The 21271-nt window shown below is 68.6% G+C and carries 35 protein-coding genes; 34 read left to right on the top strand and 1 reads right to left on the bottom strand.

The features are described from left to right. The first annotated feature begins 104 nt into the window (after nt 1–104). The 11 genes from ABZ725_RS14390 (at nt 105) to ABZ725_RS14440 (ending at nt 4918) form a co-directional block, all read left to right on the top strand. Complete coding sequence (locus ABZ725_RS14390) at nt 105–527, top strand: hypothetical protein (RefSeq protein ID WP_358802995.1); 423 nt, start codon at nt 105–107, stop codon at nt 525–527. A 72-nt stretch (nt 528–599) separates the two neighbouring features. Next, nucleotides 600–1073, top strand: a complete 474-nt coding sequence (locus tag ABZ725_RS14395) for a hypothetical protein (RefSeq protein WP_358802996.1) — start codon at nt 600–602, stop codon at nt 1071–1073. Nucleotides 1074–1165: 92 nt separating this feature from the next. Further along, entirely contained in the window at nt 1166–1471 is a 306-nt protein-coding gene (locus ABZ725_RS14400) for a hypothetical protein (RefSeq protein WP_358802997.1), read from the top strand. Nucleotides 1472–1507: 36 nt separating this feature from the next. Further along, nucleotides 1508–1711 carry a hypothetical protein gene (locus ABZ725_RS14405; RefSeq protein WP_358802998.1) on the top strand — a complete coding sequence of 68 codons (204 nt, stop codon included), beginning with the start codon at nt 1508–1510 and terminating at the stop codon, nt 1709–1711. A 40-nt stretch (nt 1712–1751) separates the two neighbouring features. Further along, nucleotides 1752–2243: a hypothetical protein gene (locus ABZ725_RS14410; RefSeq protein WP_358802999.1), complete on the top strand. Its 492-nt coding sequence runs from the start codon at nt 1752–1754 to the stop codon at nt 2241–2243. Between the two features lie 270 nt (nt 2244–2513). After that, on the top strand, nt 2514–3104 hold the full coding sequence (locus ABZ725_RS14415; RefSeq protein ID WP_358803000.1) for a hypothetical protein: 591 nt from the start codon (nt 2514–2516) through the stop codon (nt 3102–3104). Further along, the gene (locus tag ABZ725_RS14420; protein WP_358803001.1) at nt 3101–3493 is read left to right on the top strand and encodes a DUF6221 family protein; all 393 of its coding nucleotides are present in this window, start codon (nt 3101–3103) and stop codon (nt 3491–3493) included. The genes ABZ725_RS14415 and ABZ725_RS14420 overlap by 4 nt, the downstream gene beginning before the upstream one ends. After that, entirely contained in the window at nt 3490–3819 is a 330-nt protein-coding gene (locus tag ABZ725_RS14425; RefSeq protein ID WP_358803002.1) for a hypothetical protein, read from the top strand. Before ABZ725_RS14420 ends, ABZ725_RS14425 begins: the two co-directional genes overlap by 4 nt. Then, the gene (locus ABZ725_RS14430) at nt 3816–4124 is read left to right on the top strand and encodes a hypothetical protein (protein ID WP_358803003.1); all 309 of its coding nucleotides are present in this window, start codon (nt 3816–3818) and stop codon (nt 4122–4124) included. Before ABZ725_RS14425 ends, ABZ725_RS14430 begins: the two co-directional genes overlap by 4 nt. 137 nt (nt 4125–4261) lie before the next feature. Beyond that, nucleotides 4262–4543: a hypothetical protein gene (locus tag ABZ725_RS14435; RefSeq protein ID WP_358803004.1), complete on the top strand. Its 282-nt coding sequence runs from the start codon at nt 4262–4264 to the stop codon at nt 4541–4543. A gap of 117 nt (nt 4544–4660) precedes the next feature. Continuing rightward, on the top strand, nt 4661–4918 hold the full coding sequence (locus ABZ725_RS14440) for a hypothetical protein (protein WP_358803005.1): 258 nt from the start codon (nt 4661–4663) through the stop codon (nt 4916–4918). Between the two features lie 293 nt (nt 4919–5211). On the opposite strand, the gene ABZ725_RS14445 is transcribed toward ABZ725_RS14440, so the two are convergent. Continuing rightward, nucleotides 5212–5490, bottom strand: a complete 279-nt coding sequence (locus ABZ725_RS14445; protein WP_358803006.1) for a hypothetical protein — start codon at nt 5488–5490, stop codon at nt 5212–5214. Nucleotides 5491–5554: 64 nt separating this feature from the next. Here ABZ725_RS14445 and ABZ725_RS14450 point away from each other — a divergent pair, with 64 nt between their 5' ends. The 23 genes from ABZ725_RS14450 (at nt 5555) to ABZ725_RS14560 (ending at nt 21241) form a co-directional block, all read left to right on the top strand. Beyond that, nucleotides 5555–7876, top strand: coding sequence for a hypothetical protein (locus tag ABZ725_RS14450; protein ID WP_358803007.1), 2322 nt, complete (start codon nt 5555–5557; stop codon nt 7874–7876). Continuing rightward, on the top strand, nt 7867–8154 hold the full coding sequence (locus ABZ725_RS14455; protein ID WP_358803008.1) for a hypothetical protein: 288 nt from the start codon (nt 7867–7869) through the stop codon (nt 8152–8154). The genes ABZ725_RS14450 and ABZ725_RS14455 overlap by 10 nt, the downstream gene beginning before the upstream one ends. A 29-nt stretch (nt 8155–8183) precedes the next feature. Next, a complete protein-coding gene (locus ABZ725_RS14460) occupies nt 8184–8888 on the top strand; it encodes a glycosyltransferase family A protein (RefSeq protein WP_358803009.1) in 705 nt (234 codons plus the stop codon). Nucleotides 8889–9008: 120 nt separating this feature from the next. Then, nucleotides 9009–9602 carry a class I SAM-dependent methyltransferase gene (locus tag ABZ725_RS14465; protein ID WP_358803010.1) on the top strand — a complete coding sequence of 198 codons (594 nt, stop codon included), beginning with the start codon at nt 9009–9011 and terminating at the stop codon, nt 9600–9602. An 83-nt stretch (nt 9603–9685) separates the two neighbouring features. Beyond that, nucleotides 9686–10087 (top strand): helix-turn-helix transcriptional regulator, encoded by a 402-nt coding sequence (locus ABZ725_RS14470; protein WP_358803011.1) that lies wholly within the window; start codon nt 9686–9688, stop codon nt 10085–10087. Beyond that, nucleotides 10078–10539: a hypothetical protein gene (locus ABZ725_RS14475; protein ID WP_358803012.1), complete on the top strand. Its 462-nt coding sequence runs from the start codon at nt 10078–10080 to the stop codon at nt 10537–10539. Before ABZ725_RS14470 ends, ABZ725_RS14475 begins: the two co-directional genes overlap by 10 nt. 4 nt (nt 10540–10543) lie before the next feature. After that, a complete protein-coding gene (locus ABZ725_RS14480; protein WP_358803013.1) occupies nt 10544–11410 on the top strand; it encodes an NAD-dependent epimerase/dehydratase family protein in 867 nt (288 codons plus the stop codon). Continuing rightward, nucleotides 11407–11604: a hypothetical protein gene (locus ABZ725_RS14485; RefSeq protein WP_358803014.1), complete on the top strand. Its 198-nt coding sequence runs from the start codon at nt 11407–11409 to the stop codon at nt 11602–11604. The genes ABZ725_RS14480 and ABZ725_RS14485 overlap by 4 nt, the downstream gene beginning before the upstream one ends. Nucleotides 11605–11624: 20 nt before the next feature. After that, entirely contained in the window at nt 11625–11864 is a 240-nt protein-coding gene (locus ABZ725_RS14490; protein ID WP_358803015.1) for a hypothetical protein, read from the top strand. 20 nt (nt 11865–11884) lie between these two features. Next, entirely contained in the window at nt 11885–12241 is a 357-nt protein-coding gene (locus ABZ725_RS14495; RefSeq protein ID WP_358803016.1) for a hypothetical protein, read from the top strand. A gap of 19 nt (nt 12242–12260) precedes the next feature. Beyond that, nucleotides 12261–12986, top strand: a complete 726-nt coding sequence (locus tag ABZ725_RS14500) for a hypothetical protein (RefSeq protein WP_358803017.1) — start codon at nt 12261–12263, stop codon at nt 12984–12986. 21 nt (nt 12987–13007) lie between these two features. Continuing rightward, on the top strand, nt 13008–13190 hold the full coding sequence (locus ABZ725_RS14505; RefSeq protein WP_358803018.1) for a hypothetical protein: 183 nt from the start codon (nt 13008–13010) through the stop codon (nt 13188–13190). After that, a complete protein-coding gene (locus ABZ725_RS14510; RefSeq protein WP_358803019.1) occupies nt 13190–13654 on the top strand; it encodes a hypothetical protein in 465 nt (154 codons plus the stop codon). Before ABZ725_RS14505 ends, ABZ725_RS14510 begins: the two co-directional genes overlap by 1 nt. Before the next feature lie 202 nt (nt 13655–13856). Further along, entirely contained in the window at nt 13857–14060 is a 204-nt protein-coding gene (locus tag ABZ725_RS14515) for a hypothetical protein (RefSeq protein ID WP_358803020.1), read from the top strand. 5 nt (nt 14061–14065) lie between these two features. Further along, entirely contained in the window at nt 14066–14320 is a 255-nt protein-coding gene (locus tag ABZ725_RS14520) for a hypothetical protein (RefSeq protein WP_358803021.1), read from the top strand. Continuing rightward, nucleotides 14320–14628 carry an HNH endonuclease signature motif containing protein gene (locus ABZ725_RS14525; protein WP_358803022.1) on the top strand — a complete coding sequence of 103 codons (309 nt, stop codon included), beginning with the start codon at nt 14320–14322 and terminating at the stop codon, nt 14626–14628. The genes ABZ725_RS14520 and ABZ725_RS14525 overlap by 1 nt, the downstream gene beginning before the upstream one ends. Before the next feature lie 359 nt (nt 14629–14987). Further along, complete coding sequence (locus tag ABZ725_RS14530; RefSeq protein ID WP_358803023.1) at nt 14988–15341, top strand: HNH endonuclease; 354 nt, start codon at nt 14988–14990, stop codon at nt 15339–15341. Nucleotides 15342–15701: 360 nt separating this feature from the next. Beyond that, a complete protein-coding gene (locus ABZ725_RS14535; protein ID WP_358803024.1) occupies nt 15702–16136 on the top strand; it encodes a bifunctional DNA primase/polymerase in 435 nt (144 codons plus the stop codon). Nucleotides 16137–16152: 16 nt separating this feature from the next. Then, a complete protein-coding gene (locus ABZ725_RS14540; protein WP_358803025.1) occupies nt 16153–16587 on the top strand; it encodes a hypothetical protein in 435 nt (144 codons plus the stop codon). Further along, complete coding sequence (locus ABZ725_RS14545) at nt 16577–18256, top strand: Terminase (protein WP_358803026.1); 1680 nt, start codon at nt 16577–16579, stop codon at nt 18254–18256. The genes ABZ725_RS14540 and ABZ725_RS14545 overlap by 11 nt, the downstream gene beginning before the upstream one ends. A 24-nt stretch (nt 18257–18280) precedes the next feature. Then, nucleotides 18281–19666 (top strand): phage portal protein, encoded by a 1386-nt coding sequence (locus ABZ725_RS14550; RefSeq protein WP_358803254.1) that lies wholly within the window; start codon nt 18281–18283, stop codon nt 19664–19666. Continuing rightward, nucleotides 19666–20448 (top strand): hypothetical protein, encoded by a 783-nt coding sequence (locus ABZ725_RS14555; RefSeq protein WP_358803027.1) that lies wholly within the window; start codon nt 19666–19668, stop codon nt 20446–20448. Before ABZ725_RS14550 ends, ABZ725_RS14555 begins: the two co-directional genes overlap by 1 nt. Before the next feature lie 136 nt (nt 20449–20584). Continuing rightward, nucleotides 20585–21241, top strand: coding sequence for a hypothetical protein (locus ABZ725_RS14560; RefSeq protein WP_358803028.1), 657 nt, complete (start codon nt 20585–20587; stop codon nt 21239–21241). The last annotated feature ends 30 nt before the right edge of the window (nt 21242–21271 follow it).

The raw sequence follows: 21271 nt of genomic DNA on the forward strand, positions 1-21271 counted from the left end.
CAGGGTAGTCCACGCATCAGTCCACATGTGAGGACTCTTGACAGTCCTCAAGAGTGGACTGCATGATGAGGTCATCGCCAAGAAGAACAGCAAGGGGAGATGGAATGACGACCCAACTGATCAGCACGGACAAGCTCCAGCCTGCCGCGATCCGTGCCATCGCCCGGATCGAGTACGCCCACGCCAGGCCTGAGCGGGAACTGGCCGCGAGGGTCGGCAAGGCTCTCGGCTTCCGCAGCGGCTGGCAGCCCAACGCCCACCTCGGCGAGACCGCCACCAGCCTCACCCTGTGGTCCCAGCACGAACTGAACACCGTGTACGAGCGCGTCGGCGGGGCGGTCACCACCCGCCAAGTCGAGCGGGGCGCCTGCGACGGCGACGCCACCTGGAAGGCCACCGAGATCACCCTGACCGTCGAGGTGGACGGCATCGGCCCGGTCCGGGTCTCCACCGACTGGGACGAGGAGTCCGGCGGCCGCGACCTGCCGCTGATGCGCGCCATCCCCGACGCCGTCCTCATCGCCTGACCGGCACAGCCCAGGGCCGCCGCCCCCACGGCGGCCCTCCCCGTCACCGCCCCGACCCGCAAGGAGCAGTCCATGGCCCACCGCCCCTGCTGGAACTGCCGCCAGCCCGCCACCCACACGCTCACCCGCGACGGTTCCATCCCGCTCGACGCCTGCGACAACTGCACCCGCATCGACCGCGAACAGGCGGAGCGGCAGGGCTGGACCATCACCCCCATCAAGCCCGAGACCGCGCAACCGAAGCCTCTCGCCGTGGACCAGGAAGTCGAGTTCGACGACGGCCAGGGGAACACCCTGACCGGCGTGATCACCCTCGTCTGGGACAAGCCGAAGGTCGACCCCTACGTCACCGTCGTCACCTCGTTCGAGGACCAGCCCCGCAAGTTCGTCCGCATGTCCAGCAGGGTCCAGCGCACGGCCCATGCCTCGACGAACGGCGCGCCCCTGCCGGACTGCACGGCCGTGCAGCACGGAGACCGGAGTCTCTGCAGCTGCATGGACTGCATCGAGTACACCGCTGACCAAGACGGCGAGTACGGCTGCTGACCCGCCCGCCCGGTCCTTCGGGGCCGGGCCCCGCCACTGTCCTCCACCCCGTCGACTGCCCCGCCACCGCCCTCGCCGCCTAGGAGCCCGTCATGCTCAACCCCGTCACCGACTGGGAGCCCGGTCTCCAAGTCCGCTACCACGGCACCCTCACCGAGCTGCACGGCGTGTACCAGGCGTACCCGTGCGACTGCCTGCGCTGCGACGACCCGAACTACGGGGCGGTTCGCTACCGGCTCGTCGACGAGCAGGGCGTAACGATCGCGTCCTGCGTCCGCGCCGGCTCCATCACCCCCGAGCCCGAGCCGGACGACAAGGACGGCGACTGCGAGGAGGACTGCCTCGGCATCCACCGCAGCCCGGACGGCTACCGCGACTGCGACGGCAAACCCATCTGACCCATCGCCGCCGCGGCGGCCGAGAGGAGCATCCCCATGCAGGTCATCACCGTCACCGACGACGGCACCCTCCGAATCGAGTTCACCGCCGACGAGGCCAAGCAACTCCGAGAGGACGTCGAAGCGAACTGGACCCAGGCCAGCAGCGCGGGCAAGGAACTGGTCCGCTACATCGACACCCTGTACGGCGAGCAGCGTCCCCGCCACCACCGGCCCACGTTCCCCGGCGGCGGATTCTGACCCGAGCACACCCCGCACCAACCCGCGAGAGGATCCACCCATGACCGTCACCGACTGGCCATACGACGCCGACCGCGACGACCCGCTCACCGAGCTCCGTATCCCCGTCACCAGCACCCACCCGGACTGGCGATATATCGCATGCTTCGACCGCGAGTCCGAAGCGCGACCCACCAGCATCGAAGCGCAGCAACTCGCGTCATACATCGAGCAGTACAAGGTCCACTTCTTCGGCCCCGACGGCTGGTACAAGCGCAAGCTCGAAGGAAAGCCGTTCGACACCGACGCCGTCACCCGAATCTTCCACAAGTGGGGCGACGACGACTGGTCCTATCGCATCGTCACCTGGACGTCCGGCCCGTTCTGGGTGCCGCTGGCACCCCACAGTCGAGGGGGCCGCTACGACACCGTCAAGACTGGCCCACTCTCCCTCGAGCAGATCATGGATCGCGACAAGCACATGCACACCGAATACCCCAGCAAGGACTGGGCCGCGTGGAAGGCCACCCACCCGGACGTATTCCCGACGTGACCACCACAACCGTGTGGCCCTGCTTCGCCGTCCGAAGCAGGGCCCACAGGCATGTCATGGGCCATTGGCCCGGCAATGTCAACCGATAGTGCACCATTGGCTCAAGAACAGCTCTGCTTCCCGCACCACACGAGAGGCCGCGCCATGAACCACCACCCCACCGACCTCGACAGCTACGACTGGCCTGTCTGCGTGACCCCCCGATGCGACCGGAAGTTGTGGGTGGCCGAAGCCGGCCGGTGGTCCTGCCGGCCGTGTGAAGACGTCACCGTGACGCGCCTCGCCGAGCTCCCCGGCCTGTACCGGCAGATCGACACCACCGCCATGCTCATGCGCGGAGCCCGACGGGCCGGCGGCGGAACGTCCGGCAGTAAGACACCGCCCATCCCGCCCCGGCTCGAGATCCTCTCCCTCGTCGGCCCCGGCGGCGTCGCAGCCCGACTCTCGGCCATCGAAGACTCCTGGCGGCAAACCCTCGGCTGGACCATCGCCCCCTGGCGCGGTAGCCCCGCCCAAGCCGTCCCCGAACTGGCCCGGTTCCTCGCCACCAACCTGCTGTGGGCGTGCGAACGCTACGAGCCTGTCGGCCAGGACATCGACGAACTCCGCAAACTGCACGGCGAGCTGAAAGCCCTCGCCTCCGGGGAGAAGCGCGCTGGCCGCGTCGGCATCGGAGCCTGCCCCGCGCCAGCCGAAGACGGCTGGTGCGGGCAGCCACTCACCGCCGCCACCGACAACCACCGCGTCCACTGCCGGACATGCGGGGCCCGGTGGGACGGACTTGCGGAATGGCGGGAACTCCGGGCCGCACAAGAAGCCGTGGCAGCGGAGCAGGCGCAGAAGATGGAGGCAGCGGCGTGAGCGACATCGCCGACTTCCTCCGCGCCCGGTTCGCGGAACGGCGCGCCGTCGCCTTGGCGGCCAGCCCCGGCCCATGGCACGCGAACGCCGAATCCGACGAAGTTGTCGCCGAAGACGGCATCACCGTCGCAGACGGATTCGCCCTCAGCGGGCAGCAGCTACGAGCCACCGTCGACCACATCGCCCTCCACGACCCCGCCGACGTCATCGCCGACCTCGACGCCAAGCTCGGGATCGTCGACCATTACGAGAGGACCCAGGCATACGCAGAGGTCCAGCAGCGGCACGAGTACGTGCTTGCCGCTGGAGCCTGTGCGGTTGCGCTCAAGACCCTTGCGCAGCCCTACGTCGGTCACCCCGACCACCGAGGCGAGGAGTGGACACCGTGAACCTCCGTGACCTCGCCGACGAATGCGACCGCGAGGCCAACAAGGCCTGGCACCACGCTGAACGCTGGCGGCTCCGCGACACTGCCAACCTCTACCGGCGCATGATCTGCAACCGGGCCGCCGCCGACCCCGCCACCCACACCCTCGACCACTCGATGCTCATCGACGTCACCGAACGCTGGTGCCGCCAACACGGATACAGGGTCGTCGCCGGGATCGGCGGTGCGACCATCCAACGCGGCGACGAACCCGCTGTCGTCGTTCAGCCCGGCGACACGCTCCGCTGGGACGGGCAGCGAATCACGGTGGAGGCGTCGGCAACGTGAACGACGCGGTTCCCAATCAACGGCTCTTCAGGCTGTACGCCGCGGCCTGGGTTCTCGCCGCTTCAGCAGCTGTTGCAATCACATTCCAGCTTGTCAGGCCGTCACCGACGGCCGTTTTCATCTACCTGGGCATCGCGGCTGTCATGTGGGGAGTCGACGCAAGGCTGGCCGGGGGCCGCCGACCGCACGGCCATGGCGTCTCGCATGGTCTGCTGATCGCCGCCATCGCCCTCGTGTGGCCGCTGGCCATCGTGGTGCTGGCCGCGCTCCTGGCTGGGGACGTTGCCAAGGGCCTGCGGCGATGACCAGGAAGTCCAGCCAGCCGCTTGACAAATCGGACTGTAAGTCCAATTCTTGATCGTGCAACACTAGTCACCACACGCTTTCGAGGCCCCCGCCGTGAACACACCGGTGGGGGCTTTCGCGTACTCCGGGGGGTGTCGTGGTCGCCTACCCCAACCCGGACGGGCTTGAGATCCACTTCGCCAACCTTGACGGCAAGCGTGAACTTGGCGACCTCTGGGAAGCTGCCCGCGTCGCCAAAGTGAAACCCGGCACGATCCGAGTCTGGGTCACACGGAGGAAGATCGAGCCGGTGATCGATGGCGAAGCAGGCCAGTACTTCCATCTGCCCACCGTTCGCGCAGCGGCAGCAGGCGGAGCCAAACACAGGCCCGCCGACCCCGCCGCCAACAGTCGCGGACCCCACGCCCACGCCGCCTGAAGCTCCTGCGCTGGCGAGGCGCAGGCCGGGCCTTGAAGCGCACCGCGCTCGGCCCAACCGTCCGCCCGGTCCTCGTGGTGCGGGACCGGGCGGACGAAAACTTTCGAGGGAGGCGAGATGGCGGCGATCTACCGGTACGAGGTGCCCGTCGACGACCGCTGGCATCCCCTCCAACTTTCCGGCCGGATCGTGCACGTCGGCTGCCGCAACATGCGCGCCGTCGAAGTGTGGGCCCTCCACGCCGACGGCGCGCAGACAGTGCGCAGCTTCCGCGTCTACGGCAGCGGACACCCCCTCCCGCCCGACGTCGAGCACGTCGGCACCGCGATCGCGCCCGGCGGCCAACTCGTCTGGCACCTGATCGAAACCGCCTAGACCGGGGCTGGCCGCTCACCCCGAGCCCCGACGTCCCGCCGCCCGCGCCACCCCATGCCCGCAGGCGGCGGGACAGCCAACACCCCGACGAGGAGGCCGCCGTGGCCGACACGCACACCATCACCATCACCGTGACAGCCACCGGCGAAGTCACCCACCCACCCCAGCCGGAGACCGAAGAGTCTCCCCACGACGAGGAGACCACCGATGGCTGAGGGACTGTCCACCTCCCTGGTATCCAGCTGGCTCAACACGTTGCGCGCAGCCGGCGCCGCCTTCGGCCCCGTCAGCACCTACGCCCAGCTCCACACCGCGAACCCCGGCGCGGCCGGCACCACCGCCATCAGCGCCGGATCGTCGAGCAGGTCCGTGTTCACGTTCGCCGCGTCGTCGTCCGGGTCCGCGCTCGCGCTGACGGGCACGAACCCGTCGTGGACGAACGGCGGCACCTCGGAGACGATCACCCACCTTTCGATCTGGACGGCGTCCAGCTCGGGCACGTTTCTGTTCTCCGTCGCCCTGTCCGCGTCGAAAGCGTGGTCGTCCGCGGATTCCTTCACGGCGACCGCCATTGGCCTATCCCTCGGCGCCCAAGCAAGTTGATCCAGCCCGCCGTCTGACCGTCGGGAGGCCGTCGTGGCACGGATGTGGACGACGGGCTTCGAACTCCAGTCGACCAGCCTGGAGTTCGGCGTCAACTCTGGGGCCGTCGTCACCGGATCGCCGTCGATCTCCACCAGCGTGCACCGCGCCGGCGCCGCCTCCCTCCGCTCCAACCCGACCGCGGCGACAGCGTTCATCGAGCACCAGCTCACCACCGGCGTCGTCATGCGGACCATGCACCGGCTCTACCTGCGCGTCGACACCCTCCCCGACACCGCGACCAACGTGTACGGCATCGGGCAGAACGGCTACTTCCCCGGCCTGCTCCGGCTCCAGACCGACGGCACGCTGGTCCTGCGCGACGGATTCACCGAAACCACCCTCACCGGCACCTCGGCCGCGCTCACCACCGGCGTCTGGCACCGCATCGAGCTCGACTACACCGACGTCGACAACGGCGGCGTCATCGCGAGCGGAATCTCCGCATTCAAGGGCTACCTCAACGGCACCCTCTTCGCCGACACCCTCTGCTCCAACATCACCGGCTTCAGCCGCATCCGCATGGGCGTGCAGCTCGCCGCGACCACCGACCTGTACATCGACGACGTCGCCGTCAACGACACCACCGGCACAGCCCAGACCGGCCTCCCCGGCGCAGGCAACGTCGTCCACCTGAAGCCCAACGCGGCAGGCGACAACAACGGATTCGCCACCGTCGTCGGCGGCACCGCCGGAGCCGCGAACAACTACACCCGCGTCTCCGAGACCACCCCCGACGACGCCACCTCCTACAACGCCACCACCGCGACCGGCACGACGACCATCGACGACTTCAACGTCGACTCGACGTCGTCCGCCGGCATCGGAGCCTCGGACACGATCACCCTCGTTCAGGTCGGCGGCCGAGTCGGCTCGAACGCGGCGACCGCAGCATCGATCGTGTACCGGATCAAAGGGCAGGTGTCCGGGACCGTCTCCGAGTCCGCATCCGTCTCCGTCGCGGTCAGCGGCTGGTCGACCCACAAGGTCGGGTCGCCGTTCCCGTACCAGCTGACCGCCTACACCAACCCGCAGACCTCCACCGCCTGGACGCCCTCGACGCTGGACACGGCGCAGATCGGCTACCGCGGCAACGTCAGCCAGTCCACCGCCCGGCGCGTCTCCACTCTGTGGGCGCTCGTCGAGTACGTGCCCGCCTCCGCAGTCGAAGGCGGCGGCAGCCTCGCTGCCACCGCCACGGGGTCTGCCACCGGGACGGTCGCGGTATCCGGAACGGCAGCGCTCGCCGCGACCGCGACCGGAAGCGCGACGGGCGACCGGCAGGCGATCGCCAGCGGTACCCTCGCAGGCGTTGCCGGGCTCAGCGGCACGGCGGTACGCGCCACCGGCAGCACGGCAGCCCTCGCGGGCACTGCCACCGCCGCGGCAGACGCGGTCGTCGACGCAGCCGGGACCGCGGCACTCTCCGCGACCGCCACCCCGACCAGCGCAGGCAGCATCGGGCGCGCCATCGCAGGCGATCTCAACGCCACCGCTGCCGCCGACAGCACGGCACTGCGGGACGCTGCGGCAACCGGTGCCCTCGACGCAGTCGCGGCCGGGACCGCGGACGCGGCGATCAGCACAGAAGGCACAGCAGGGCTCGCGGCGGAAGCCACCGCCACCAGCACCGCCTTTACCGGACACGTCAGCAGCGGCCAACTCGACGCCATCGCAACAGCGACCGGCGAAGGCCTCCGCGCCGCCACCGGCAGCGCGGCCCTGGCCGGCACCGCCACGGCAGACGCCTCCGCCACCCTCCAAGCCCGAAGCGGCAGCGCACTCGCCGCAACCGCGACCCCGGCGGCGGATGGAACGGTCACCGGCAACGGCGAAGTCACGGCCGGCCTCACCGTCACAGCCGAGATCGCCGCCGACAGCCACCTCGACCTCGTAGCCGCCGGCGAACTCGCGGCCGCCGCTGCACTGGCCGCTGCAGGAACCCGGGATGCGCGCAGCACGGCAGCACTGCCCGCGTCCGGCACGCTTGCCGCCACCGGCAGGATCGACACAGCCTCGGGCAGCAACCTGGCCGCCACAGCCGTCGCGGCGGCGGCAGGAACCGTCGACGTCCGCGCCAGCGGATCCCTCGCCGTCACCGCGACAGCGTCCACGGCGGCCAGCCTCAACCGGCTCCTCGCCGCGGCCCTCGCAGCCCACGCAGGCATCACCGCAACGGCAGGCGGCGACGAAGGCGCCAACGTGACGCTCACCGTCGGGCCGCCGACATCCCGGTGGTCGGCAGTCGTCCAAGAGCGGCGCCGGACCGCGACCGTGCTCCCGCCGCGATGGGAGGCCAGCGAACCGTGCAGCTAGCCCAGACCAGCCGCGAATACGTCCGCGTCGCCATCACCGCCACCGACGACAACGGCAGTCCGGTCGCCTCCACCAGCCCGCGGCTCGCATTCCTCACAGGCGAAGGCAACCCCGAAGACGACGACTGGCACGACGCCGAAACCGTCAGCGGCTACGCCCGCGTCATGGTCGGACCCGACGCCATCGAACTCGACACCGGCAACTACTGGGTGTGGATCACCGCCACTGCGGGAGCTGAGCAGCCCGTCGAACGCGCCGGCCGCCTCCGCATCTACTAGCCCACGCCACCCCTGAAGGAGCCCGCGCCATGGACGATCTCCTCGTCATCATCCCGACCCGCGGCCGGCCCCAGGCGATCCCCGAGATCATGCGTGCGTGGGACGACACCGGCGCCACGGCCGACGTCCTGTTCTGCGTCGACAAGGACGACCCCGAACTCGCCGCCTACAAGGCGCAGGCCAAGAGGTTCGCGGACGATGGCCGGGTGCGGTTCGTGTACTGGGCGCGGAAACGGCTCTGCGGCACCCTCAACCAGGCCGCGGTGAAGAACGCGGGCGACTACCGGTTCCTCGCGTTCCTCGGCGACGACCACCGCCCGCGCCCGGCCGCGATGGCGTGGGATGCCCGCATCCGCGAGTGCCTGTCCGGCGGACCCGGCATCGTCTACGGCAACGATCTCCTCCAAGGCGAAGCCATGGCGACCGCAGTGGCGATGACGTCGGACATCGTGACGACGCTCGGCCTCATGGTCCCGGAATGCCTGGTGCACTTGTGCGCTGATCTGGTGTGGGTCGAGTGGGGCCGCGGAATGGGCCGGATCACGTACCTCGACGACATGGTCATCGAGCACCTTCACCCTGCGGCGCAAAAGGCGCAGATGGATGCGGGCTACGAAGAGGTCAACAGCGAAGCCATGGTGTCCGCCGACTCGGCCGCCTACATCGACTACCGCGACAACGGCGGGTTGGAAGCCGACCTCGTCAAGCTGCGGGCGCTCGTCGCTGCGGGCTGAGCTTGGTGGAGGCCCAGGGTTCAACCCATCCCGGGAGCACGGGGTTCGCGCGGGCCTCCGTGGACCACCCAGTGATCAGCCGGGTGGTGCTCCATCAGAGCAACCGCAGCAAGGAGGGCCATGGGCGCCGCCGACATCATCGAAGCCTGGGACCGGGCAGACCCGTCCGCGATCCACCCCACCCGAGGCATCGACGAAGACGCCTACTGGGGCAGCGGACGCGACCAGGCAGCAGACCTCGCAACAGTCCTCCCCGCCGGCTGCAAGGTCGTCGACTTCGGGTGCGGTGACGGACGCGTCGCCATCCCGCTACGGACCCTCGGCTACGACGTGACGGCTGTCGACGCCTCACCGACGATGCTCGACCGGCTGCACCAGCACGACCCCGACATGCCCACCGTCCTGAGTCCCGGCGCAGGTCTGTACGCGGCGCTCGGCAAGAAGGCCGACGCCGTCGTCTCCCTCGCCGTCCTCATCCACCACAACTACGCCGACTGCCTCGACCTCCTCACCGAACTACGGCAGGCCGTCAAGCTCGGCGGCACCCTCATCCTCGACTGGCCCATCAGCGACGAGCCCGTCGAAGGACAGGTCTGGCTCGACGTCACCACCTGGAGCCAGGAAGCCCACGACGACGCCTGCACCAGCATCGGCCTCAAGCCCGTCGACAGCGGGCTGCCTTGGGGCGTCTACAAGGCCGTGAAAGCCAACTGATCCCACACCACCCATGCGCCTGCGGTTGATCCCCGCAGGAAGGAAGCCCCGGCGAACTCCAAGCGTCGGGGCTTCCGCACATCTTGGAGACGACCATGGATATACCGGAGACGACCCGCACGATCGCGCGACGGGTGAAGGAACTACGCACCCGCCAGGGCATCACGGCCGAGCAGCTAGCGCACCTGCTGTCGGGGCAGGGCATCCACTGGGACCGCTTCGCGGTGGCCAACCTGGAGAAAGAGCGTCGGAAGAACCTGACCGTCGGGGAGATGCTGGCCCTCGCCCGTGTCCTCCATGTGTCGCCCGTCCACCTGATCGTGCCACCGACGAACGAAGGCACGTTCCAGGTAACGCCCGAAGAGGCTTGCCCCCCGAGCGATGCCAGGGCCTGGATCCGCGGTTCCGCAGAACTGCCCCGAACGGACAGGCGGATCTTCAGGACTGAGGTCCCGTTCAGCGAGCTGGGGCAGTCATGGGCGTGACGGTCACCTGCATCTGCGGCGCCGATTTCAAGACGACGGAGAAGCGCCGAGCGTCTGGTCGCGGGAAGTACTGCTCGAAGGCCTGCGCGTACAGCAACATGCAGCGCCCGAGCGGCCTCAAGTACGACATCACGGCCGTCAACAAGGCGTGGTTCAAGCCCGGCCACGAGGTGCCGACCGGCGAGCAGAATCCCGCGTGGCGCGGCGACGAAGTGACGTACCAGAGACTGCACCGATGGGTCCGACAGCACAAGACGCTGCCCACGGCATGCGAGCACTGCGGCGGCGAAGAGCAGTTGGAATGGGCGAACAAGAGCCGCGAATACCGCCGCGACCTGTCCGACTGGTTGGCGCTCTGCCGACTCTGCCACCGCCGCTACGACTCCGGACCATGGCGTGGCGCTGCCACAGCGAAGTACGGACGAGCAGGCATGCGAGGACTCAGGGGGTGACGCGATGAGGGTGTTTCTCAGTGGAGCGAAAGGCTTCGTCGGCAGGCACATGCACGCCGCGATGGACAAGCGGGGCTGGGACGTCACCGGCATCGATCTCGTCGACGGCGACGACGCCCTCGACTTCTTCCGCACCGACGACCGCACCTGGGACCTCGCCATCCACGCAGCGGCCATCGTAGGCGGCCGGGCTGGCATCGACGGCAGCCCACTCAGCGTCGCCACCAACCTCGCCCTCGACGCCTGGTACATGCGCTGGCTGACCCAGACCAAGACGCCCCGAGCAGTCTTCTTCAGCTCGTCCGCCGCATACCCGGTCGCACTTCAGCAGCCCGGCGACGTGCGGAAGCTGTACGAGGAAGACATCAATCTCGCGTACATGGAAGGGCCCGACGCAACGTATGGCTGGGCAAAGCTGACGGGCGAGAAGCTCGCCGGATACGCCGAAGCCGAAGGCTGCCGCATCCTCATTCCGCGCTCGTTCAGCGGCTATGGCGCAGATCAAGACGACTGCTACCCCTTCCCCGCGTTCATTCAGCGGGCCAAACGCCGGGATGACCCGTTCGAGATCTGGGGCGACGGCGGCAGCACCCGCGACTGGATCCACATCGAGGACCTCGTCGGTGCCGTCCTCGCCGGTCTCGACGCCGGTGTCACCGGGCCGGTCAATCTCGGCTGGGGCAGGGCGACCAGCTTCGACGACCTCGCCCGCATCGTCTGCGCCGGGGCCGGATACCAGCCCCAGCTCAAACACCTGCCGTCCTCACCCCGCGGCGTCCACCACCGCGTCTGCGACCCCGGCCGCATGCTCGGCTTCTACCAGCCGACTGTGACGCTGGAAGAGGGAGTGCGGCGGGCGCTCGCCGTATGAGCGGGCAGTGGCTGGCCAAGCAGGCCAGCGCCGCCGACGTGCACGTCATCCCGCTCGACGATCTGATCGTGCACGACCACACCGACCTCTGCCCGTGCGGGCCAACGCAGCGCCGTGAGCTGCGCGGGGACGGATCGGACGGGTGGATCCACACCCGCCACAGCCTCGACGGCCGCGAAGCCAACGAGACCTGAACCCACGAAAGGACCGCCGCATGAGCACCACCGCCGACAGCACCCGGCACCTCGGAACCGTCTGGCGCGGCGAGAAGCCATGGCACTGGAAGGCCCTCAAGACCGGACACGTCCAGCCGCTCGGCTACCGCACCCACTACAGCAGCCGCTGGCACTGGCAGTTCCACCTCACGCCGATCCACATAGCACGCGACAACAACAGCTGGGAGATCGGCCTCTGCCTCGGCAAGCGGACCCTCTTCCTACTCACCCACCGCTGAGCCCCCACGGAGCCCGCGCCATGCCCGAACCCTTCGCCGCCGAGAGCCTGTGCGAGCACAGATGGGCATACAACAAGCCCGCCCACGCCAGCGCCTCCGTCCGCATCTGCTCGATCTGTCACAAGATCGACGGCGAAGATCTCATGCGGACCCTCAACGAATACACCGAAGAGCAGATGGCCAAGCTCAAGCAGGCACCGACCACCCTGCTCTACGCCCACTCAGACGGCGCGACCTTCAGCTACGTCGACCAGCCCGGCGGCATCCCCGACAACGGGCGCGAGCGGGCCATCCTCCGCGGACTCCTCACCTACGCACTCGCCCAACTCGACCAGCACGAACTGATGCCCGACCTGTTCACGCTGCCCCGCACCTGACCCCTGATCGGAGGTGCCCGTGGCTCTCCGCCTCCGCTTCCTCCTCGCGCTGGTCGCCGCCGCAGGCCTGCTGTTCGCCGCCGCCCCACCCGCCAGCCCGGCCGCCGCACCCGCCTACTCCGGCACCGGCTGGAAAATCTGGACCGGAGCCGGCATCTACAGCCTCAACCCCGACCCCTACACCATCGTCTTCGCCGACACCGCCGCCCGCACCAAACTCAAGCCCTACCTCGGCAAACCGGCCGCGCAAGCATCAACCGTCACCGGCGTGCAGATCACCGTCACCGACACCATCGACACCACCCCCACCGACACCTGCCCGCCCAGGCACCGCATCATCGTCCACTACAGCCACCAACCCACCGGCGAACCCGGCATGTCACAAGCCCGCCCCTGCTACCAGATCCCCGACGGCTCCGCCTGGGGCGGCCACATCCTCATCGACAGCGAGTACTGGACATCACCCGCCTGGTTCTCCACCGACACGGCCAAGAACGACGCCTACCGGTGGAACGTCATCACCCACGAACTCGGGCACACCCTCGGCCTCGCCCACGTCAACCAAGACCTGAACGCCGACGGCATCGTCAAACGCGGCGAATGCGTCGCCACCTCCACCGGCAACAAACCCATCATGTGCGACCCCCAAGGCGGCTACCTCAACCCCGTCGACGCCGGAAAATTCGTCCTCTCCTTCGACGTACCCGGCCTCCGTCAGCTCGCCGCCAACTGGTACCTCCGCTAACCCCACCCAGGAGCCCGCGCCATGGCCCAGTACACGATCAACTACCTCAACGGCGACACCGAGACCGTCACCGCCGAGAGATCCGAATACGACCCCGACTCCCGCCCACTGTTCCTCTACACCGGAGACCAGCCCGTCGCCTGGATCCCGCAGGCCAACGTCCGCAGCGTCCACCGCCTGAACAACCAGGCGGCGACCGACTGATGGCCCGCATCCAGATCCTCGAACTCCCCACCATCTACCGCGACGAAGGCCCCGACGAGACCCCGTTCGTCCTCGTCATCGACCAAGTCGAGGACATCGAAAGCGTGCACGCCTTCCTCGCCGATCCGCCCGGGCTAAAGGATCAGCTCGGCGCCCGCGCCATCCTCGTCTTCGATGAGCGCGTCGAGATCCCCGCCAACGAGACGCCCGTCGACCCCAACGGATACCCGCTCAAAATCCGCGTCGAAGGCGACTTCGAAACGTTCCACCAGCAGGTGCAAGACGAGATCCGCAAGGCGGAAGCCGAGATCCTCGACCGCAGGCAGGCCGCCCTTGACGGGCAGCGCCTCGCGCAGGAACGCACCGGAATCGCCCACACCGGCCAGATCTTCATCCAAACCCCGCAGGGACCTCAACCCGGCAAGGTCGTCGGCAGCGACACCGAACGCAGCCCGGAGAAGTAGCCGTGGCGGTCTGGACTTCGGACGAATGGCGCGCCCATCACGCGCTACTCACTGGCGGACGGATGGGCCCACTCACCGGCGCATGCTCCGACGAGCGCCACGAGGAATGCAGCGGGCGCGCACAGCCCGGCAACCGCTTCTGCAACTGCCTCGTCTGCCATGTGCAGGTTCGGGTCGTCGAACCCGCAGGACAGGACACCTGATGCCCGCCTACCTCGTCATCCACCCCCACGGCCAGAAGCGCGACGACGCCCTCATCGAAGCCCCAGACCTCGTCCTCCACTTCGAAGCAGGCTGGGCCGTACTCGCCGACACCAACGGCATCTGCCTCGCCATCCCCAGCGGACAAGGCGCAAGCATCCAACGCGTCGACAAGAAGACGGAAGACCACGCCGGGGGAGGCTGAGAGCCATGGCCGCAGGACAGGAAGCAACACCCTCTGACGTCGCAGGTGCCGAACGACTCCACACCTATTGGACGACCGGACCCGGCGGGATCAAGATCGCATGGGGAACGCCGGGCGACTTCGACCGCTGCGTCGCCCTCGTCGAACGCCACATGCCCGGCAGAGCCGAGGGCTACTGCAACCTCCTCCACAAACGCGCCACCGGCATGTACCCGGCCGAGCACGCCGAGCTCCTCCGCGACGGCAAGGAGAGCGACTGATGAGCCAAGGCCGGCGCTCAGCGCCGCTGCCCAAGGACTGGGAGCGACGCACTCGGCCCCGCATCCTGCGCCGCGACCGGCACTCTTGCCAGTGGCCAGTGGAGGTTGGCGGAGTCTGCGGCGAACCAGCGAACCAGGTCGACCACAAGATCCCCACTCACCTTGGCGGACCCGAGTCCGACGAGAACTACTGGGCGCTCTGCGAGTGGCATCACAACAAGAAGACCGGACGCGAAGCGGCCGCGGCCTCTCACGCCAAACCGCCGAGGGAAAGGCCACAGGAGAATCACCCCGGGCTCATCAACTGACCCGGGACAATGGGGGGATGAAGACCTGCCAAGTCTGCCCCGCACCCATCGAGCGCGCCGGCCGCAAGGGCGGCCCACTGCCCACCTATTGCTCAGCTAAGTGCAAGCAGGACGCACGACGAGAGCGCGAGGGCCAGGACGGCAGAACCGAGGCGCGTCGACAGCGAGGACTAGAGGCCGCAGCGCGGAAACGAGCACAGCGCCCCACGCTTCCCTGCCCGCACTGCGGCGATCCAATGGACCAGCGGCGCACCCAGTGCGACAAACCCGAGTGCTCCAAGCGGGCGAAGGCTGAACGCATGCGGGACTACATGCGCAAGTACAGGGCCACGGACGGCGGCGGATGCAGACGCCGAGAGATGCAGTACGCCAAGGACTGGCGCGAGAAGAACGGCCACTGGCGACAGCTCTACCCGGCTGCTGCCGCAGCGATCGATGCGCGCCGGCGCATGCTGGTGCAGGCCGCTACCGTCGAGTCCTTCATGCCGCGCCAGGTGTACGAACGGGACGGCTGGCTGTGTCAGCTCTGCCGGCTGCCCATCGACTCAACGATCGCGTGGCCAGACCCGCAGAGCCCTTCGATCGACCACGTCGTGCCCCTGGCCAAGGGCGGTGAGCACTCGATGACCAACGTTCAGGCGGCTCACGTGGGGTGCAACAGCCGGAAGGGTGATCAACTCGGCGTGGATCTCGGGATGGGCTTGATCGCTTAGGCGAGCCTGATGATCACCCTGGGGGGACCCCCAAGATCGTTTCGAATCTCAGGGTCGGCCACGTTAGCTTGGCGCGGTGGCTACGGGTCTGTGACCTGCAATGATCACGCTGTGACGTTGATGGCCGATCGCCGCCCGCAAGGAACTGCCAGGTCAGGACTTCTACTCGTTACGCGGCTCCGCTATCATGGACGCATGGCCAACACGCTGTGTGAGCGATCCGGATGCAAGGCGACGTTGCCGATTGCCGGCCGTGGCCCGGTGCCTCGTTTCTGCTCGACCCGCTGTCGCGTAGCGGCTCACCGCGCTCGTCGCGCTGAGACTGCGCTGCCCGCCGAGATGATTGGCCGCCCACGCTGGGTGCGTCGTGACGAACGGAAGGCTCCGCGCACCGTGGAGGGCGGCTTCGCCTCGGTGACCGCGCCGAACACCTGGTCCGCATACGCTGACGCAGCGTCCTCCGAGGCCGGTGTAGGACTTGGGTACGTCCTGGCGGAAGGCGACGGCGTCGTCTGCATCGACCTGGATCACTGCCTTGACGAGGGCGAGTTGGCGTCATGGGCGCGCGCGATCGTGGACCGCTGCCCGGCGACGTACATGGAGATCAGCCCAGGCGGGGACGGCCTGCATCTGTGGGGGCGTGGCGAGTTGAAGCGCGGCCGCCGTATCCGCCGCGGCGGAGAAGCCGTCGAGGTGTACGGACAGGGCCGGTACGTGGCGATGACTGGCCGCCGGTTCGAGGGCGCTCCGCTGGAGTTGGCGGATCTCTCTGAGGTGGTCGCCTCGCTCATCTGACGAAGGGGGGGGTGCCATGGGCGGCTACGGTCCCCCGCCGTCGGAGAACAAGCGGCGTGCCAACAAGGACGAGTTCGAGGAGCAGGCTGTCACGGTGGCCGACGATGGCCTCGTGCACGGCCCTGCGCTTCCCCACGGAGTGCTGTACACGCCTCGGACGGTTGACTGGTACGAGACATGGCGGAGGGCGCCGCAGACGGCGGCTTTCGTGGGAACCGACTGGCAGCGCCTTCAGATGCTTGCCCCACTGGTCGACGAGTACTTCCTTGAGCCGTCGACGAAGCTCCTTGCGGAGATCCGCCTGAACGAGTCGCTGCTCGGCGCGACGCACGTCGACCGGATGCGTGGCCGCATCAAGGTGGAGCAGCCGAGGCCTCAGAGCCACGCCGCGCCGGCCGGGGTGGCTGACATGACTGAGGCGAGGCGTCGACGGATGACGGATGCCTCGTGAGCTGGTCCACGCTCCAGACCATGACCGGGATCGCTCTCTCGGGCTGCTGGGCTGGGCGTGGATCGAGCACTGGTGCGTGCACGGTCCTGGCGACATCCAGGGCCAGCCGGTTGAGCTCGACGGGGAGTTCGGCGGTTTCATCGTCGACGCTTACGCGTTGCGCCCGGAGGGTCGGAAGCTCTACGACTCGGCGGTCATCTCGCGCGGCAAGGGCCGGGCGAAGAGCGAGCTGGCGGCGTTCATCGGCTTGTTCGAGGCGAAAGGACCGTGCCGGTTCGCGGGCTGGGCTGAGGGCGGCGAGGTCTTCGAGCATGAGGGGTTCCGGTACGAGTATCTGCCGGGCGAGCCGATGGGGCGGATCATCACGTATCCGTTCATCCGCTGCTTGGCGACGGAGGAGTCGCAGGCCGGGAACACCTACGACAACATCTACTTCAACCTGACCGAGGGGCCGCTGTCGGAGACGATGCCCTCGGGCGCCGCCGGTTTGACCCGGGTGTTCCTGCCGGGCGGCGGCGAGATCGTTCCGTCCACTGCCTCGTCGTCCTCCAAGGACGGCGGAAAAGAGACGTGCACGATCTTCGACGAGACCCATCTGTATGTGACGCCGGAGTTGCGGCGCATGTACGTCACGGTCGACCGGAACTGCCGGAAGCGCAGGGACGCGCAGCCGTGGGCGTTGCAGACGACGACGATGTATCAGCCGGGCGACAACTCGGTGGCGGAGAAGACGCACGAGCGGGCGAAGCTCATCTCGGAGGGCAAGACGCGCGCGTCGCGGCTCCTCTTCGACCACCGCGAGGCGCCGGCCGACGTGGACCTTACGGACGGCGACGCCATCAAGTCGGCGCTGCGAGAGGTGTACGGGCCGTTCGCCGATGTCCTGGACTTGGACGGCATTGTCGAGAACGAGTTCTGGAACATCGAGAAGGATATTGAGGACTCACGCCGGTACTTCTTCAACCAGCCGACGGGAGCCCGTGAGGCGTGGACGACGAAGCCGCTGTGGGCGGCCTGCGCGCGCCCGGACATCGTGATCCCGGACAGCGATCCGATGGTGATGTTCTTCGACGGATCCAAGAGCGACGACGCCACCGGGCTTGTCGGCTGTGACGTTCAGACGGGCCATCTGGTCACTCTGGCTTCCTGGGAGAAGCCCGATGGGCCGCTGGCGAAGGGCTGGGAAGTCGATCGCGGTGACGTTGACCGCGTCGTCCGTCAGGTCTTCGAGACGAGGAACATCGTCGCCTTCTTTGCCGACGTCAGGGAGTTCGAGTCCTACGTCGACACGTGGGGAGTGGACTTCGGTGACCGGCTCGTGATCCAGGCCGTCACGGGGCGCAACGCCCACAGTGTGGCCTGGGATATGCGCACCAAGGCGCGCGAGTTCACGGAGGCCTGCGGGCGGGCCGACATCGACATCCGGGAGAAGACGCTGACGCACGACGGTGACAGCCGGCTCCAGCGTCACGTGCTCAACGCGCGCCGGCGTCCGAACAAGTACGGGGTGTCGGTCGGCAAGGAGGGCCGAGGCTCCCCGAAGAAGATCGACCTCGCCGTCTGCGCGATCGGTGCACGGATGGTCCGGCGGCTCGTCCTGGCGTCGCCGGATTGGGTGAAGCGGCAGAAGAAGCGGCAGCGGACGGGCCGTGTTCATGGGTTTGCGTAGGGAGGTGGGCGGCGCGTGGCGGTGATGGGTGCGGATGAGGCGGTGTCGACGGCGCGGCGTCTGCTGAAGCTTCGTGAGGCGGAACAGCCGCGGTTGAAGCGGATCGCGGACTACATGTGCGGCAATCACGCGAGCGTGTACGTCCCGAAGGGCGCGCGGGCCGAGTATCGGTGGCTGATCGAGCGGGCGAAGGTGAAGATTCTTCCGCTTGTGGTGACGGTGGTCAGCCAGAACATGTATGTCGACGGCTATCGGCCGAAGGGTTCCGACGACAATGCGGCCCCGTGGGCTGTGTGGCAGGCGAATCGTCTGGACGCACGCCAGCACGGTGTGCACCGGGCGGCTCTGACCTACGGTGCGTCGTATGTGGTGGTGATGCCGGGCAAGCCGGTGCCGGTGATTACCCCGTTTTCGCCGCGTCGGCTGACGGCCTTGTATGCGGATCCGGTGAACGATGAGTGGCCGATTTTCGCGATCGAGGACCGTCTGGAGAACACGGCGAAGGGGCAGCGCCGGGTGGTGCGGGTCTACGACGACCAGGCCCGGTACACGCTGACGGGCAAGCCTGACGGCACCGAGCTGCAGTTGGACGGCCCCGATGCGGTGATGCGGCACGATCTGGGCGTGTGCCCGGTGGTGCGGTTCGTCAACACCGACGACCTCGACGGCGACGGCGTCCTCGGCGAGGTCGAGCCGTTGATCGACGCTCAGGATCAGCTGAACATGACCACGTTCAATCTGCTGATGGCGCAGCAGTACGCGGCGTTCCGGCAGCGCTGGGTCACCGGCATGGCGCCTCCTCTCGACAACAACGGGAACCCGGTCGAGCCGTTCCGGTCCCGCGTGGACGGCCTCTTCGTGGCCGAGGACGCGGACACGAAGTTCGGGGAGTTCGGGCAGACCGACCTCAAGGGCTATCTGGACAGCCGAGAGGCGACGATCCGGCATATCTCGACGTTGTCGCAGGTGCCGCCCTATCACCTGCTCGGGCAGATGGTGAACCTGTCCGCCGAGGCTTTGGCGGCGGCCCGCGACGGCCTGGACCGCAAGATCGACGAGCGGGAGTCGCTGTTCGGCGAGGGTTGGGAGCAGGCTCTGCGCCTGGCCGGCCTCGCCGCGGGCGACAAGAAGGCGTGGGCGGACACAGCCGCGCAGGTGGTGTGGCGGGATACGTCGGCCCGCTCGCTGGCGCAGACCGTGGACGCCCTGGGCAAGCTCGTCACGATGCTGGGCGTTCCGCCGCAGGAGCTGTGGGAGCGCGTGCCGGGCGTGACGCAGACCGACGTCGGGCGCTGGAAGAAGGCGGCCGAGCAGGGCGATGCGCTGGGCCGGCTGAACGGCATCATCGAAAAGCAGATGGCCCCGGCCGTCGCCGCCCCGGCCGGTCCGGTGCCGGATGTGGCGGCCTGATGGCGGTCGATCCGGCGGCTCCGCAAAGGTATCGCCGTGTTCAGGCGTTGATGGCGGCACGCATGGCGCAGCAGGTCTTGCGCGTGTGGCGTGAGCTGATGAACCCGGCGAAGGTGGACGCCTCGTGGCTGGCGGTGCGTGCGGCGTTGATGCCGATCGTGCAGCAGGCGCGGGAGCAGTCGGCGGTTCTGGCCCGGGCCGCCTACACGGATGCCCGGCGCGATGCCGGCATCGACGGCGAGCTGGATCCGTCGGACCCTCTGCCGCTCGCATTGAAGCGTCTGGAGTCTGCGCTCGATGTGACGGGCCCGGTCGAGTTCAAGAAGGCGATCGCAGCGGGGAAAACGCCTCAGCAGGCGATGGATGCGGCCGCGGTCCGCATGGTGGGCTCCACCCAGTATCTGGCGCTGGAAGGCGGCCGTCAGGTCATGCAGCGGTCGGTGGAAGCGGATGAACGTGCCACCGGCTACGCCCGGGTGACCGATGCCGATCCGTGCGCCTGGTGCGCAATGCTCGCCTCGCGCGGGCCGGTGTACAAGTCGGCGAAGACCGCCGGCGATCCGCGCCAGGGCGGCAACCGCTACCACGACGCTTGCGCCTGCCAGGCGTGGCCGGCCTTCACGAATGACGAGCCGTTCATCGGCGTCGCCGAGGGGCTCTACGACGACTGGCTGCGGGAGACGCGCGGCCGCGGCGGCAAGCACGCGGTGAACGCGTTCCGCCGCTGGTGGGAGGCCGAAGGGCGAGCCCAATACAGGGCTCCCGGACAGCCCAACCCCTAGCCCATAGACCCGGATGCCGACCGGTATCCGCCCGCAAGAACCGCTTTCTGGCGCGCGCCGACATGGTGCGCGCCTTCTTCATGCCCGCACCGCGCCGGCCGACAGGCAGACGCGCATCCCGACATGGGAGATCCGCATGTCCACTCCGACCCCGGAAGGCGCCGGCGGCACGCCGGCCGTTCCGACCCCCGCCGATGCCGTCGCCGCCGGGCAGATCCCGGCACAGGCGCCTGCGACGCCCCCCGCTCCCCAGCCCGTGCAGCAGCCTGCTGCCGGCGCGCAGGGAGGCGGTCAGGGGAAGCCGGCCGAGCCGGCTGACCCGGAGGCTGAGCTCGCCAAGTGGAAGGCCCTGGCCAGGCAGCATGAGAACAAGCATCTCGCGGCTCTCGGCTTCAAGTCGAAGGACGAGATCGACCAGCTGCGGCAGGCCGCACAGAAGCACGCGGAGTTCGAGGACGCGCAGAAGTCCGAGCTCCAGCGCGCCAACGAGCGGGCTGCGAGCGTCGAGCAGCAGCTCGCCGACGTGCGCTCCACGAACGCCCGCCTCATGGCGGCGGCCACGCACGGCATCCCGCCGGACCTGATCGACCTTCTCGGCTCGGGCACCGCCGAGGAGATCAACGCGCGCGCGGAAGTGCTCGCGGAGCGGCTGAAGGCCGCCGCCCCTGCCCCGGCGCCGACGGCCAATCAGCGGCCGGTCGAGTCGCTCACCCCCGGCGCCGCCCCGGCTTCGACCTCGGGCGAGGTCACGCCGGACCAGTGGATCCGCCGCCTGTCCGGCCGAACCACCTGACCTGATCTACACGCAGCACCGGAATCTTCC

This window comes from Streptomyces sp. NPDC006872, from assembly GCF_040635845.1.
Lineage (GTDB): Bacteria > Actinomycetota > Actinomycetes > Streptomycetales > Streptomycetaceae > Streptomyces.